The sequence below is a fragment of the Nocardiopsis mangrovi genome (genome assembly GCF_042653925.1).
GTDB lineage: Bacteria > Actinomycetota > Actinomycetes > Streptosporangiales > Streptosporangiaceae > Nocardiopsis_B > Nocardiopsis_B mangrovi.
Genome location: NZ_JBHSFQ010000009.1, coordinates 140,641 through 154,846 on the forward strand (window position 1 = coordinate 140,641; position 14,206 = coordinate 154,846).

The following is a 14,206-nucleotide window of genomic DNA, read 5'->3' on the forward strand; positions in this document are numbered from 1 at the left end:
GGCCACGGCGGGCGGACCTCCGGCTTCCCTATCGGATTGAGCCCGCTGATCCCGCGGGCCGGAACCACCGTCCTGCCCGCCCAGGGCCGGGCGGCGAGGCAATCAACCATGTCTGCACCCAACAGTTCATACGACCCGGTCGAAGTGACCCCGCTGCATCCCGAGGAGGTCGCCCGGATGCGCGAGGAGGCGCTCGCCGCCATCGCCGGGGCCGCCTCCCTGGAGGGGCTGAAGGAGGTCCGGATCGCGCACGCCGGCGACCGGTCGCCGCTGGCACTGGCCAACCGCGAGATCGGCGCGCTGCCCCCGGCGGCCAAGGCCGAGGCCGGCAAGCGCGTCGGCGGCGCCCGCCGCGATGTCGCCGAGGCCGTCAAGGCCCGCCAGGCCGTGCTGGAGGAGGAGCGCGACTCCCGCGTCCTCGTCGAGGAGGCCGTCGACGTCACCCTGCCCTGGGACCGGGCCCCGCGCGGCGCGCGGCACCCGCTGACCACCATCGCCGAGCGCATGGCCGACATCTTCGTGGGCATGGGCTTCGAGGTCGCCGAAGGCCCCGAGGTCGAAGCCGAGTGGTTCAACTTCGACGCGCTCAACTTCCTGCCCGACCACCCCGCGCGCAGCATGCAGGACACGTTCTTCGTCGAGTCGCCCGCGGGCGGCGAATCCGGGCTGGTCATGCGCACGCACACCTCGCCCGTGCAGATCCGCGCCCTGCTGGACCGCGAGCCGCCGGTCTACGTGGTCGCGCCGGGCGCCACCTACCGCACCGACGAGCTCGACGCCACCCACAGCCCCGTGTTCCACCAGCTGGAGGGCCTGGTCGTCGACGAGGGCATCACCCTCGCACACCTGCGCGGCGCGATCGACGCCTTCGTCGAGGGCATGTTCGGCAGCGGCCTGCGGACCCGGTTCCGGCCGTCCTACTTCCCCTTCACCGAGCCGTCGGCCGAGGTCGACATGGAGTGCTTCGTCTGCCGCGGCGCGTCGGTGGGCGACCCCGATGCGCCCTGCCGCACCTGCGGCTCCGAGGGCTGGATCGAGATCGGCGGCTGCGGCGTGGTCAACCCGCGCGTTCTCACCGCCGCCGGCGTCGAGACCTCGCGCTACAGCGGGTGGGCGTTCGGCCTGGGCGTGGAGCGGACGCTGATGTTCGCCCGCGGGGTGAAGGACATGCACGACATGGTCGAGGGCGATGTGCGCTTCACCTCGGCGTTCGGGATGGAGATCTGATGCGCGTCCCCGTTTCCTGGCTCCGCGAGTACGTCGACCTGCCCGGCGGTGTCTCGGCGCGCGACCTCGCCGCCGCGCTGATCGGCGCCGGCCTGGAGGTCGAGACCGTCGACGAGGTCGGCGCCGGCCTCTCCGGCCCGATCGTCGTCGGGCGCGTCCTCGGCATCGAGGAGCTGACCGGTTTCAAGAAGCCCATCCGGCACTGCTCGGTGGACGTCGGCGCGGCCAACGGCACCGGCGAGCCGCAGAGCATCGTCTGCGGCGCCCGCAACTTCGCCGAAGGCGACCTTGTCGTGGTCTCGCTGCCCGGCGCGGTGCTGCCGGGCGGGTTCGAGATCAGCGCGCGCACGACCTACGGGCGGCTCTCCGAGGGCATGATCTGCTCGGCCTCCGAGCTGGAGCTGTGGGAGGACCACGAGGGCATCGTGGTGCTGCCCGAGGGCTTCGCCGAGCCGGGCGCCGACGCCTTCGCCCTGCTGGGGCTGCGCGACGACGTGCTCGACATCGCCGTCACCCCCGACCGCGGCTACGCGCTGTCCATGCGCGGGGTGGCGCGCGAGGCGGCCGCCCTGTACGGCACCGCCTTCCGCGACCCCGCCGACATCGACGCCGACGGCGCCCCGGGCGAGGGCCACGCGGTCGAGGTCCAGGGCCCCGAGGTCTGCTCGCGCTACGTGCTGCGCGCGGTCTCGGGGTTCGACCCCGCCGCGCCCACCCCGCCGTGGATGAAGCGCCGCCTGGCGCTGACCGGCGTGCGCTCCATCGCGCTGGCGGTCGACGTCACCAACTACGTGATGATGGAGACCGGCCAGCCGCTGCACGCCTGGGATCACGCGAAGATCCGGGGCCCGATCGGGGTGCGCCTGGCCCGCACGGGCGAGCGGCTGGAGACGCTCGACCACGTCAAGCGGACGCTCGACCCCGACGACATCGTGATCACCGACGACTCCGGGCCCATCAACATCGCCGGCGTCATGGGCGGGCTCGCCACCGAGATCGACACCGATGCCGGCCCCGAGGCCGAGCGCGGCTCCGCCCAGGTGCTCATCGAGGCCGCGCACTTCGCCGAGACCCACATCGCGCGCACCTCGCGCCGCCACGGGCTGTCCTCGGAGTCCTCGCGGCGCTTCGAGCGCGGGGTCGACTCCGCCGTGCAGGTGGCCGCGGCCACCCGCGCGGTGCGGCTGCTCGCCGAGCTGGCGGGAGCCGTGGTCGAGCCCGGGTACACGCACGTGGCCTTCGACGGCGCCGCGCCCGCGCCGATCGTGATCGGCGCCGGCCACGCCGGTGCCGTCGCCGGGGTGCCGTACTCGCGCGATACCACCGTGGCGCGGCTGCGGCAGGTGGGCTGCACGGTCGAGGAGGAGGGCGACCTGCTGCGGGTCACCCCGCCCACCTGGCGGCCCGACCTCACCGACCCCAACGACCTCGCCGAGGAGGTCATCCGCTACGAGGGCTACGAGAACATCCCGGCCATCCCCCCGCGCGCCCCGGCCGGCCGCGGGCTCACCCCCGGCCAGCGGCTGCGCCGCTCCGTCGGCCGCTCGCTGGCGGGGGCCGGGTTCACCGAGGTCCTCAGCTACCCGTTCAGCGGGCAGCGCGACCTCGATGGCCTCCAGCTCGCCGAGGACGACGACCGCCGTGCCTCGCTGCGCCTGGCCAACCCGCTCAACGACGACGAACCGCTGCTGCGCACCACGCTGCTGCCCGGGCTGTTCAAGGCCCTCGCCCGCAACGTCGGCCGGGGGTTCCCCGACGTCGCGCTGTACGAGGTCGGCCAGGTCTACCTGCCGCGGGCCGGGGCCGCCGGCACCGCGCCGATGCCGCCCGTGGACCGCGGCCCCACCCCCGAGGAACTCGCGGCGCTGGAGGCGGCGCTTCCCGAGCAGCCGCGCCGGGTCGCCGCCGTGCTGGCCGGCGCGTGGGAGCATTCGGGCTGGTGGGGCGAGGGCCGCGCGGCGATCTGGGCCGACGCCATCGAGGCGGCCCGGATCGTAGGCCGCGCGGCAGGCGTCGAACTGCGGGTGGCGGCGGCGCAGCGCGCGCCGTGGCACCCGGGCCGGTGCGCCGTGCTGTCGGTCGCCGACGGCGATGCGGAGCGGCCGGTGGGCTACGCCGGCGAACTGCACCCGCGTGTCGTGCAGGCGTTCGGCCTGCCGGCCCGTACGGTCGCCATGGAGATCGGGCTCGACCTGATCGAGGCGGTGCGGACGGCGCCGTCGGCTCCGGAGATCTCGACGTACCCCGTCGCGGTGCAGGACGTCGCGTTGGCGGTCGATTCCGGCGTGCCCGCCGGCGACGTCGAGGAGGCGCTGCGCGCCGGGGCCGGCGAACTGCTGGAGAGCGTACGGCTGTTCGACGTGTACACCGGAGAGCAGATCGGCGAGGGGCGCACGTCGCTCGCTTTCAGCCTGCGATTCCGGGCCGCCGACCGCACGCTCAAGGCCGAGGAGATCACGGCGGCGCGCGACGCCGCGGTGGCCGTCGCGGCGGAGCGAACGGGCGCGGTTCTGCGCGGCTGAGCGATCCGGCGCCACGGCCCCCGCGGCCCCGCCGCCTCCCGCCCCTTGAGGGCCGGAAGCGGCGGGGCCGCGGCCGTTGCGCAGAAGTTTTTTTCGGCATGTCCTCGCAGGTCGGATGGGGTTTGGGCGAGGAGGTCGGGGGGTAGTCGGAATGATGTTTGTAAATCCGGGGATTACTCCTTGTTTCGTCCCTTGCACCCGGGCCTCTTCACAATCTAATCTGCAGGCACCTGCCGCGATCCGGGCACGCCGGGCACTCGCGGAACAGCTGTTTCATTCGGCGTTTTCTTGGTGCGTTCTCACGCACGACTCGGCTCGGAGGTCGCTTTATGACCGAAACAGTGGTTTCGTATGCGCGCAAAACGAGGGAGCAGCCGGAGCCCGGCCGTCTCTGGCATACCTTCTGCAACATGAACACCGTCTCCAAGGGACCGGAATTCGTGGTGTCCCGCGCGGAGGGGGCCTGGCTCTGGGACGAGAACGGTGACCGCTACCTCGACGGCACCGCGAGCCTGTGGTACTGCAACGTGGGTCACGGACGAGCCGAGATCGCCGATGCCGTACACAAGCAGATCACCACGCTCGACGCCTACACCGTCTACGGTGACTTCGCCAACGGCCCGGCGCTCGAACTCAGCGCGCGGCTGGCGTCCCACGCGCCGGTGGCCGATCCCCGGGTCATCCTGACCTGCGGCGGCGGCGAATCCATCGAGACCGCCAGCAAGCTGGCCCGGCGCTACTGGGCGGCGCTCGGCAGCCCGGCCAAGACGCACCTGATCAGCCGCACCGGGGGCTACCACGGGCTCCACGGTTTCGGCACGAGCATGGGCATGGACCGCTTCCGGGCCGGTTTCGGACCGCTCATCGAGCAGACGTCGGTGGTGCCGCACGACTCCGTCGAGGCCCTGGAGCAGGAGATCCAGCGGGTGGGGCCCGAGAACGTCGCGGCGTTCTTCGCCGAGCCCGTGATCGGGGCCGGCGGGGTGTACGCGCCCGAGCCCGACTACTTCGCGCGGGTCGCGGAACTGTGCCGCGGTTACGGCGTGCTGTTCATCGTCGACAGCGTCATCTGCGCGTTCGGCCGCATGGGCGACTGGTTCGGTGTCGAGCGCTTCGGCGTGTCGCCCGACATGATCGTCTTCGCCAAGGGGGTGACCAGCGGTTACCTGCCCCTTGGCGGTGTCATCACCAGCGGGGAGATCGCCGACCCGTTCTGGAACCACCCGGGCAACCCGTTCATCCACGGCACCACCTACGCCGGCCACCCCACGTGCTGCGCCGCCGCGCTGGCCAACCTCGACATCCTGGAGCGCGAGGACCTGTTCACCGCGTCCCTGGAGGTCGAGGCGCACCTCGACGTGTCCCTGCGCACCCTGAGCGACCATCCGCTCGTGCGCGAGGTCCGCTCCGGTGTTGGCGTGATGGCGGCGGTGGAGCTGACCGAGAAGGCCCTCATGGAGCACGGGATCACCACCGACGAAGTGTTCCAGGAGGCCAGAGCGCGCGGTGTGGTGCTGCGCGCGATTCCGACGTCGCTGCTGATGTCGCCGCCGCTGATCGTGTCCTGGCAGCAGATCGACCACATGACGTCAACGCTGCGCTCGGCGCTCGACGCGGTCGCCGCGCGCCACCTCTGACCGCACGCCGCCGGCCGGCGCGGCGTCCCCGACGGGACACGGCGCCGGCCCTCGCCGTCACTCCGCCATGGAGGGGCGAAGGATACGGGGATGTCCGCGAACATGCCCGTCATATGTCCGCAACATCACATGGCACACCCCTCAATCCTTTCGCCAGGAAGATATTTCTCGAATATGATCGGGATGATTCGAGGCATCGGGGGCGAGGGGCAATGCGCGAGGGTGCGGAAGCGGCACCGGCGGGCGGGCTGGACGACGACGAACTGATCACCGCGTGGGGGCTGCTCCACGAGGCCATGACCGCCACCGAACCGCTGCTGCTGCGCGGCATCGACCCCGGCGGCGGCGACATGGCCGGCCCGTGGTTCGAGGTGCTCATCCGCCTCCAGCGCTCACCCGGCCACCGCCTGCCCATGAGCAGGCTCGCCCGCGAGGTGAGCCTGAGCAGCGGCGGGTTCACCAAGCTCGCCGACCGGTTGGAGCGCAAGGGCCTCCTCGTGCGCCAGTCGTGCCCCTCCGACCGCCGGGTCGTCTACGCGGTGCTCTCCCCTGAGGGCCTGGAGCTCGCCGGGCAGGCGCGTGAGCGGCACGTCGCGCTGCTCCGCGAACACGTCCAGGCGCCGCTGGGCCCCGACGGCCTGCGCCGCTTCGCCGAACTCGCCCGCACGCTGCGCGACAGCGCCGCGGAGGCGGCCGACACGCCGCCGCGTCCGGCCGTTTCCGGCCGCGCATGACCGGAACCCCGTGCGGGGGCGCCCGTTGACGTGGCCGACCGCGTCCGGCTGCGCGCAGTAATCCGGCAACTCATGTGAAATCGTGCGAAACACCCAGATAATCTGGCGGCGATCCAACGCAGTCGCCACCCAGATGACCAGGGGGAGCAGCCCGATGAAACTCTTCGCCAGCGCGGCCGAAATGCGTGCCGTTCCCCGGTCGGCGGAGTTCCGCAACGGTGCCGTCTCCTTCTGGTTCCGCCAGACGGGCCTGCCGGAGCGGCGCGCCGCACTCCCCGGGGCCGCCGACTACGACGTGTGCGTCGTCGGCGGGGGCTACACCGGGTTGTGGACCGCCTACTACCTGAAGAAGGCCCAGCCCGACCTGCGCATCGCGATCCTGGAGCGGGAGTTCGCGGGGTTCGGCGCCTCCGGGCGCAACGGCGGCTGGCTCTCGGCGGAGTTCGCCGGCTCCCGCGAGCGCTACGCGTCCTCGCACGGCAAGGGCGCGGTGATCGCCCTGCAACGCGCCATGATGCGGTCGGTCGACGAGGTCATCACCACCGCCGAGGCCGAGGGCATCGACGCCGACATCGTCAAGGGCGGAATGCGGCTGGTCGCCACCAACCCCGCCCAGCAGGCCCGCCTGCTGGAGGAGGTCCGCTACCTCCAGGAGTGGGGGTTCTGGCCTGAGGACCTCTACCTGCTCGACCCGGTGACCGGCGGCGGTCCGCGCCTCCAGGTGGACGGCGCCGTGGCGGCGGCGCACAGCCCCCACGCCGCCCGCATCCAGCCCGCGAAACTGGCGATCGGGCTCGCGCGGGTCGTCGAGTCCCTGGGCGTGGACATCTTCGAGGACACCGCGGTGACCGAGATCCGCCCGGCCAAGGACGGCGCGCGCGCCGCGGCGGTGACCCCCCACGGCGAGGTCGGCGCCGAGCACGTCATCCGCGCGACCGAGGGCTTCACGGCGTCCCTCCAGGGCCGCCGCCGCGATTGGCTGCCGATGAGCAGCTCGATGATCGCCACCGAGCCGCTGGGCGCCGAGATGTGGGAGCACATCGGCTGGGAGGGCCGCGAGGTCCTCGGCGACACCGCGCACGCCTACATCTACGCCCAGCGCACGTCCGACGACCGCATCGCCATCGGCGGGCGGGGCGCTCCCTACCGGTTCGGCTCCGGGCACGACGACAACGGCGCCACCCCGCCGCAGGCGATCGCCGAGCTGTGGCGGGTGCTGGCCCGGCTCTTCCCGGTGGCCGCCTCCGTGCCGGTCGCGCACGCCTGGTCGGGCGTCCTCGGCGTCCCGCGCGACTGGTGCCCCACCGTGCACCTGGACCGCGAAACCGGGCTGGGCTGGGCCGGCGGGTACGTCGGCAGCGGGGTCACCACCAGCAACCTCGCGGGACGCACGCTGTGCGACCTGGTCCTGGGCCGCGAGACCGACCTCACCCGGCTGCCCTGGGTCGGCCGGCGCGTCCGCGGCTGGGAGCCCGAGCCGCTGCGCTGGGTGGGCAGCCAGGTCGTCCACGGCCTCTACCGCGGCGCCGACCGCCGCGAGTCCGACCGCGTCTCCCACACCTCCCGCCTGGCCGACATCGCCGGCCGCATCGCGGGCCGCTGACCCCGCGGCGGCCGGGCGGGTCGCCGGACCGGCGCACGAGCGGCGTGCGGGCGGGCCGGGCCTACGGGACGGAGACGCTGAGGGCGAACTCCCCGGCGACGCCCGCGCCGGGGCCGACCTCCCGGACCCGGTCCCCCAGGCAGCCGGGGCCGGAGTGGACGACGGCGGTGCGGTCGGTGCGGTTCTCGACCGTCATCGGCCAGGCCCGGGCGTCGTAGCAGCCGCTGGGGTTCTCGACGGGGTGCCCGTTGACGATCAGCGTTCCGGTGGCCGCCTGGGCGGCGGTGGGGCCGGCGACGGCGATCGCCGTGGTCAGGAGCAGGGACCCGAGGATCGAAGCAGCGCGTCTCATGCGATTTCCCTCCGTAGTCGACATGCTTCGCATTGTAGTCGCCCTGTGGTCGGTTCTCCCTGTTCTCGCAGGTGAAATCGAGTTTCCGGTCCGGCGGTACCGGTGGCGGGCGCTGAATCATCGAGGGAGGGTTGCATAAAATTACATAGACATGCATGATGGTTCATGCAGCATTCGGTGCGGGGGGAGTTCGGCGGATGGGATACACAGCGGCGGTCGCCGGTGCCAGCGGGTACGCGGGCGGCGAGCTCCTGCGCCTGTTGCTCGGCCACCCGGCGATCGACATCGGCGAGGTCACCGCCGGAGGCAGCGCGGGCAGCCGGCTGGGCGACCACCAGCCCCACCTGCTCCCGCTGGCCGACCGAGTCCTCTCCACCACCGGCGCCGACACCCTCGCCGGGCACGACATCGTCTTCCTCGCCCTCCCGCACGGCCAGTCCGCAGCCATCGCCGAGCAGCTCGGCGACGGCGTGCTCGTCGTCGACTGCGGCGCCGACTTCCGGCTGCGCGACGCCGCGGCCTGGGAGCGGTTCTACGGCTCGCCGCACGCCGGCACCTGGCCCTACGGCCTGCCCGAACTCCCGGGCGCCCGCGCGGCCCTGGCCGGCGCCACCCGCATCGCGGTCCCCGGCTGCCACGTCACCACCGCCACCCTGGCCCTGTTCCCCGGGCTCGCCGACGACCTGGTCGAGCCCGACCTCACCGTCGTCGCCGTCACCGGCACCTCGGGTGCGGGCAAGGCACCCAAGCCCAACCTCGTCGGCAGCGAGGTCATGGGTTCGGTCGCGCCTTACGGGGTGGGCGGCGCCCACCGGCACAACCCCGAGATCGTGCAGAACCTGTCGGGCATCACCGGAGGGCCCGTCAAGCTCTCCTTCACCCCCGTCCTCGCCCCCATGCCGCGCGGCATCCTCGCCACCTGCACCGCCCCGCTCAAGCCCGGCACCACCGCCGCCGCGGTACGCGACACCTACCGCCGCCACTTCGCCGACGAGCCCTTCGTGCACCTGCTGCCCGAGGGCACCTGGCCCACCACGGCCATGACGCTCGGCGCCAACACCGCGCTGGTCCAGGTCACCGTCGACGAAGCCGCCGGGCGCATGGTCGCCATCGCCGCCCTCGACAACCTGACCAAGGGCACCGCGGGGGGTGCCCTCCAGAGCGCCAACATCGCCCTCGGCCTGGCCGAGACCGACGGCCTGCCCGTGGCCGGCCTCGCCCCCTAGAGCGAGCCCCGCCGCACCGCCCGGCCCCGCGGCCGGCACGGCGCGGCGGGTACGACCGAGGCCGACCCCCACCGTGAAAGGTTCCACCGTGAGCGTCACCGCTGCCCCCGGTTTCCGGGCCGCCGGAGTGACCGCCGGCATCAAACCCAGCGGCAACCGCGACGTCGCCGTCGTCATCAACGACGGGCCCTCGCGCGCCGCCGCCGCCGTCTTCACCCGCAACCGGGTCAAGGCGGCCCCGGTCCTGTGGTCGCAGCAGGTCGTCGCCGGCGGCCGGGTCCGCGCGGTCGTCCTCAACGCCGGCAACGCCAACGCCTGCACCGGGGCCCCCGGCTTCCAGGACACCCACGCCACGGCCGAGCGCGCCGCCGCCGCGCTCGACGACTCCGCCGGCGAGATCGTCGTCTGCTCCACCGGCCTGATCGGCGAGCGGCTGCCCATGCCGGCCCTGCTCGGCGGCGTCGACGCCGCCATCTCCGAAGCCGCCCGCGACGGCGGCCTCGCCGCCGCCGACGCCATCCGCACCACCGACAGCGTCGCCAAGATCGCGTTCCGGCGCGGCGACGGCTACACCATCGGCGGGATGGCCAAGGGCGCCGGCATGCTCGCCCCCTCCCTGGCCACCATGCTGTCGGTCATCACCACCGACGCCGACCTCACCTCCGACCAGTGCGACCGGCTGCTGCGCGCCGCCGCCGCCCGCACCTTCGAGCGCGTCGACTCCGACGGCTGCCTGTCCACCAACGACACCGTGGTGCTCATGGCCGGCGGCGCGTCCGGGACCACGCCCGACGAAGCCGAGTTCGGGGCGCTGCTCACCGAGGTCTGCGCCGACCTCGCCCGGCAGCTCGTCGCCGACGCCGAAGGCGCCTCGAAGGCCATCGCCATCGAGGTCGTCGGCGCGGCCGACGAGGACGACGCGGTCGAGGTCGCCCGCGCCGTCGCCCGCAACAGCCTGTTCAAATGCGCCATGTACGGGCAGGACCCGAACTGGGGCCGGGTCCTGGCCGCGGTGGGCACCACGTCCGCCGCGTTCGAACCCGACGACCTCAACGTCGCCATCAACGGTGTCTGGATCTGCCGCCGCGGCGCCGTCGGGGACGACCGCTCCAAGGTCGACCTCGCCCCGCGCGAGGTCACCGTCACCGTCGACCTGTCCGCCGGAAGCGCCGCCGCCACCGTCTGGACCACCGATCTGACCGTCGAATACGTTCACGAGAACTCGGCCTACAGCACATGAACTCCCGTAAACAGGCACTGGACAAAGCCCACACGCTCATCGAGGCGCTGCCCTGGCTGAGCCGATTCCACGGCAAGACCGTCGTCGTCAAGTACGGCGGCAACGCCATGACCGACCCCGCCCTCCAGGAGCGGTTCGCCGAGAACATCGTGTTCCTGCGCTACGCGGGCCTGCGCCCCGTCGTGGTCCACGGCGGCGGCCCCCAGATCAGCGCCCACCTCGACCGCCTGGGCGTCGAGAGCAGCTTCACGGCGGGGCTGCGCGTGACCACCCCCGAGACCATGGACATCGTCCGCATGGTCCTCGTCGGCCAGGTCAACCGCGAGATCGTGGGCCTGATCAACGCCCACGGCCCCTTCGCCGTCGGGATGTCGGGGGAGGACGCCCACCTGATGACCGCCGAGCGCAAGCCGGCGCTCGTCGACGGCGTCCCCGTCGACATCGGCCACGTCGGCGAGGTCGTCGACGTCCAGCCGGGCGTGGTGCGCACCCTGCTCGACGACGGCCGCATCCCCGTGATCTCCAGCGTCGCCCGCTCCAGCGACGGCATCTACAACGTCAACGCCGACACCGCCGCCGCCGCGCTGGCGGTCGGCCTCGGCGCCGCCAAGCTGATGGTGCTCACCGACGTGGAGGGCCTCTACGCCGACTACCCCGCCTGCGAAGAGGTGATCAACCGCCTCACCGCCGGGGAGCTGGAGGAGCTGCTGCCCACCCTGTCCGCGGGAATGGTCCCGAAGATGGAGGCGTGCCTGCGCGCGGTCCGCGGCGGCGTTCCCCAGGCGCACGTGATCGACGGCCGGACCCCCGACTCCATGCTGCTGGAGGTCTTCACCAACGACGGGATCGGCACCATGGTCGTCGGCGAGGTCCAGGCGCCCACCGAGCCCGTCGGCCTGCTGGAGGGGGAGGACGCGTGACCGCCTCCGCCACCTCCTCCTCGGCCGCGCTCGCCGCGCGCTTCGACGCCCGCCTGATGCCCAACTACGGCACCCCGCCCATCGCGCTGGTCCGCGGCGAGGGGCGCCATGTCTGGGACGCCGACGGCACCCGCTACCTCGACCTCGTCGCCGGGATCGCGGTCTCCTCCCTCGGCCACGCCCACCCGGCGCTGGTCAAGGCGGTCTCGGACCAGGTGGCGACCCTCGCCCACACCAGCAACCTCTACGTGCACGAGCGCGAGGTCGAACTCGCCGAGCGGCTGACCGCGCTCATCGGCCCGGGCGGCGACACCGCCCGCGTGTTCTTCGCCAACTCCGGCACCGAGGCCAACGAGGCCGCGCTCAAGCTCGTCCGCCGCGCCGCCGGCACCGGGCGCCACCGCATCGTCTCCACCGTCAACGGCTTCCACGGCCGCACCTCCGGCGCGCTCGCCCTCACCGGCAAGCCCGCCATCCGCGACCCGTTCGGCCCCTTCGGCCTCGACGTCGCCTTCGTGCCCTACGGCGACACCGAAGCGCTGCGCGACGCCGTCGACGACACCTGCGCGGCGGTCTTCGTGGAACCCACCCAGGGCGAGGCCGGGATCGTCGAGGCACCCGAGGGCTACCTCGGCGCCGTCCGCTCCATCTGCGACGCCACCGGCGCCGCCTTCGTCCTCGACGAGATCCAGAGCGGCATCGGGCGCACCGGCCGGTGGTTCGCCCACCAGCAGGCCGGCGTCCTGCCCGACGTCCTCACCCTCGCCAAGGGCCTCGGCGGCGGGCTGCCCATCGGCGCCTGCGTCGGCATCGGCCGCTTCGCCACGGCCTTCGCCAAGGGCGACCACGGATCCACCTTCGGCGGCAACCCCGTGGCCTGCGCCGCGGCGCTCGCCGTCCTCGACACCATCGAGGCCGAAGGGCTCCTCGACGCCGTGACCGCCAACGGCGGCCTGCTCGCCCGCGGAGTCACCGCGATCGGGCACCCGCTCATCGCCGGGGTCCGCGGCGCGGGCCTGTGGCGCGGCATCGCGCTGACCTCGCCCGAGGCGGCCGGCGTCCAGAGCGCCGCGGCCGCGCACGGCTTCCTGGTCAACGCCGTCGCCCCCGACGTCGTCCGCGTCGCGCCCCCGCTCACCATCACCGCCGGCGAGATCGGCGAGTTCACCGCCGCGCTGCCCGCGATCCTCCGTGCCGCGTCCGACCAGGAGACGACATGAGTTCCGCGCCCCGAGCCGCCGTCCGCCACTTCCTCCGCGACGACGACCTCACCCCCGCCGAGCAGGCCGAGATCCTCGACCTCGCCGACACCATGAAGAAGGACCGCTTCGGCGAGCGCCCGCTCGACGGCCCGCGAACCGTCGCCCTGCTGTTCGACAAGCCCTCCACCCGCACCCGCGTCTCGTTCGCCGTCGGGGTCGCCGACCTGGGCGGACAGCCCCTCGTCATCGACTCCCAGACCAGCCAGATGGGCCGCGGCGAGCCGATCGAGGACACCGCGCGCGTGCTGGAGCGCCACGTCGCCGCCATCGTGTGGCGGACCTTCTCCCAGGACCGCCTGGAGGCCATGGCGCACGCCGGCGGGGTCCCCGTCGTCAACGCGCTCACCGACAGCTTCCACCCCTGCCAGATCCTCGCCGACCTGCAGACCGTCCGCGAGCACAAGGGGCGGCTCGCCGGGCTGACCCTCGCCTACTTCGGCGACGGCGCCAACAACATGGCGCACTCCTACCTGCTCGGCGGCGCCCTCGCCGGCATGCACGTCCGCATCGCCGCCCCGCAGGGCTACCTGCCCGAGGCCGGTGTGCGGGCCCGAGCCGAGCAGATCGCGGCCGAGACCGGCGGATCCGTCACGGTCACCGGCGACCCCGACGCCGCCGCGGCGGGCGCCGACGTGCTCGCCACCGACACCTGGACCTCGATGGGCCAGGAGGCCGAGGCCGCCGACCGCATGGCGCCCTTCCGCCCCTACACCGTCGACGACGCCAGACTCGCCGCCGCCGCACCCGACGCCATCGTCCTGCACTGCCTGCCCGCGCACCGCGGCGAGGAGATCACCGCCTCGGTGATCGACGGCCCGCGCAGCGTCGTCTGGGACGAGGCCGAGAACCGCCGCCACGTGCAGAAGGCCGTGCTGGCCTTCCTGCTCCGCACGTCCCCCGGTGACCAGGGGGCACCGGGGGACCGCAGAGAAGGGCGACGATGACGGCCGACGGCGGCACCCCGTCGGCCCCCATGACCAAGGCCGCCCGCCACGCCCGCATCACCGAGTCCCTGACCAGGAACGACGTCCGTTCCCAAGGGGAGCTCGCGCGACTGCTGGCCGACAGCGGGGTCCAGGTCACCCAGGCGACGCTCTCGCGCGACCTGGACGAAATGGGGGCCGTCAAGCTCCGCACCGCCGACGGCAGCCTCGTCTACGTCCTGCCGGGTGAAGGCGGCGAACGCCTCCAGCGCGCCCGCCCCGACACCCTGGACCTGGAGCACGTATCCAACGCGCGCCTCACCCGGCTCGCGGAGGACCTCCTGGTCTCGGCCGAGGCATCGGCCAACATGGTCATCGTCCGGACACCTCCGGGGGCGGCCCAGTTCCTGGCCTCGGCGATCGACCACACCGACTTCCACGCCATCCTGGGGACCATCGCCGGAGACGACACCATCCTGGTGATCTCCCGCGACCCCCAGGGCGGGGAGGAGCTCGCTTCAGCGCTGCTGCGGCTGGCCGACCGGCGCCCCTGACGCGCC

12 protein-coding genes are annotated in these 14,206 nt (G+C 73.3%); 11 read left to right on the forward strand and 1 reads right to left on the reverse strand.

Annotated elements, in window-relative coordinates:
- Positions 1-108 precede the first annotated feature (108 nt).
- The 5 genes from pheS to ACFO4E_RS12255 all read left to right on the forward strand — a co-directional run bounded on the left by pheS (position 109) and on the right by ACFO4E_RS12255 (position 7,723).
- On the forward strand, positions 109-1,227 hold the full coding sequence (gene pheS, locus ACFO4E_RS12235; RefSeq protein WP_378573978.1) for a phenylalanine--tRNA ligase subunit alpha: 1,119 nt from the start codon (positions 109-111) through the stop codon (positions 1,225-1,227).
- Positions 1,227-3,749 (forward strand): phenylalanine--tRNA ligase subunit beta, encoded by a 2,523-nt coding sequence (pheT, locus tag ACFO4E_RS12240; protein WP_378573979.1) that lies wholly within the window; start codon positions 1,227-1,229, stop codon positions 3,747-3,749. Before pheS ends, pheT begins: the two co-directional genes overlap by 1 nt.
- Before the next feature lie 410 nt (positions 3,750-4,159).
- Positions 4,160-5,386: an aminotransferase family protein gene (locus ACFO4E_RS12245; protein WP_378573981.1), complete on the forward strand. Its 1,227-nt coding sequence runs from the start codon at positions 4,160-4,162 to the stop codon at positions 5,384-5,386.
- Positions 5,387-5,598: 212 nt separating this feature from the next.
- Positions 5,599-6,120: a MarR family winged helix-turn-helix transcriptional regulator gene (locus ACFO4E_RS12250; RefSeq protein ID WP_378573983.1), complete on the forward strand. Its 522-nt coding sequence runs from the start codon at positions 5,599-5,601 to the stop codon at positions 6,118-6,120.
- A gap of 154 nt (positions 6,121-6,274) precedes the next feature.
- Positions 6,275-7,723, forward strand: a complete 1,449-nt coding sequence (locus tag ACFO4E_RS12255; protein WP_378573985.1) for an NAD(P)/FAD-dependent oxidoreductase — start codon at positions 6,275-6,277, stop codon at positions 7,721-7,723.
- A gap of 61 nt (positions 7,724-7,784) precedes the next feature.
- On the opposite strand, the gene ACFO4E_RS12260 is transcribed toward ACFO4E_RS12255, so the two are convergent.
- Positions 7,785-8,075: a hypothetical protein gene (locus ACFO4E_RS12260; protein ID WP_378573987.1), complete on the reverse strand. Its 291-nt coding sequence runs from the start codon at positions 8,073-8,075 to the stop codon at positions 7,785-7,787.
- 197 nt (positions 8,076-8,272) lie between these two features.
- Here ACFO4E_RS12260 and argC point away from each other — a divergent pair, with 197 nt between their 5' ends.
- From argC to ACFO4E_RS12290, 6 genes are all read left to right on the forward strand, one after another.
- The gene (gene argC, locus ACFO4E_RS12265; protein ID WP_378573989.1) at positions 8,273-9,301 is read left to right on the forward strand and encodes an N-acetyl-gamma-glutamyl-phosphate reductase; all 1,029 of its coding nucleotides are present in this window, start codon (positions 8,273-8,275) and stop codon (positions 9,299-9,301) included.
- Positions 9,302-9,389: 88 nt separating this feature from the next.
- On the forward strand, positions 9,390-10,541 hold the full coding sequence (gene argJ / locus ACFO4E_RS12270) for a bifunctional glutamate N-acetyltransferase/amino-acid acetyltransferase ArgJ (RefSeq protein WP_378573990.1): 1,152 nt from the start codon (positions 9,390-9,392) through the stop codon (positions 10,539-10,541).
- Positions 10,538-11,461 carry an acetylglutamate kinase gene (argB, locus tag ACFO4E_RS12275; RefSeq protein WP_378573992.1) on the forward strand — a complete coding sequence of 308 codons (924 nt, stop codon included), beginning with the start codon at positions 10,538-10,540 and terminating at the stop codon, positions 11,459-11,461. The genes argJ and argB overlap by 4 nt, the downstream gene beginning before the upstream one ends.
- Entirely contained in the window at positions 11,458-12,681 is a 1,224-nt protein-coding gene (locus ACFO4E_RS12280) for an acetylornithine transaminase (protein WP_378573994.1), read from the forward strand. Before argB ends, ACFO4E_RS12280 begins: the two co-directional genes overlap by 4 nt.
- Positions 12,678-13,667 carry an ornithine carbamoyltransferase gene (gene argF, locus ACFO4E_RS12285; RefSeq protein ID WP_378573995.1) on the forward strand — a complete coding sequence of 330 codons (990 nt, stop codon included), beginning with the start codon at positions 12,678-12,680 and terminating at the stop codon, positions 13,665-13,667. Before ACFO4E_RS12280 ends, argF begins: the two co-directional genes overlap by 4 nt.
- Positions 13,664-14,200, forward strand: a complete 537-nt coding sequence (locus tag ACFO4E_RS12290) for an arginine repressor (RefSeq protein WP_378573997.1) — start codon at positions 13,664-13,666, stop codon at positions 14,198-14,200. Before argF ends, ACFO4E_RS12290 begins: the two co-directional genes overlap by 4 nt.
- Positions 14,201-14,206: the final 6 nt, after the last annotated feature.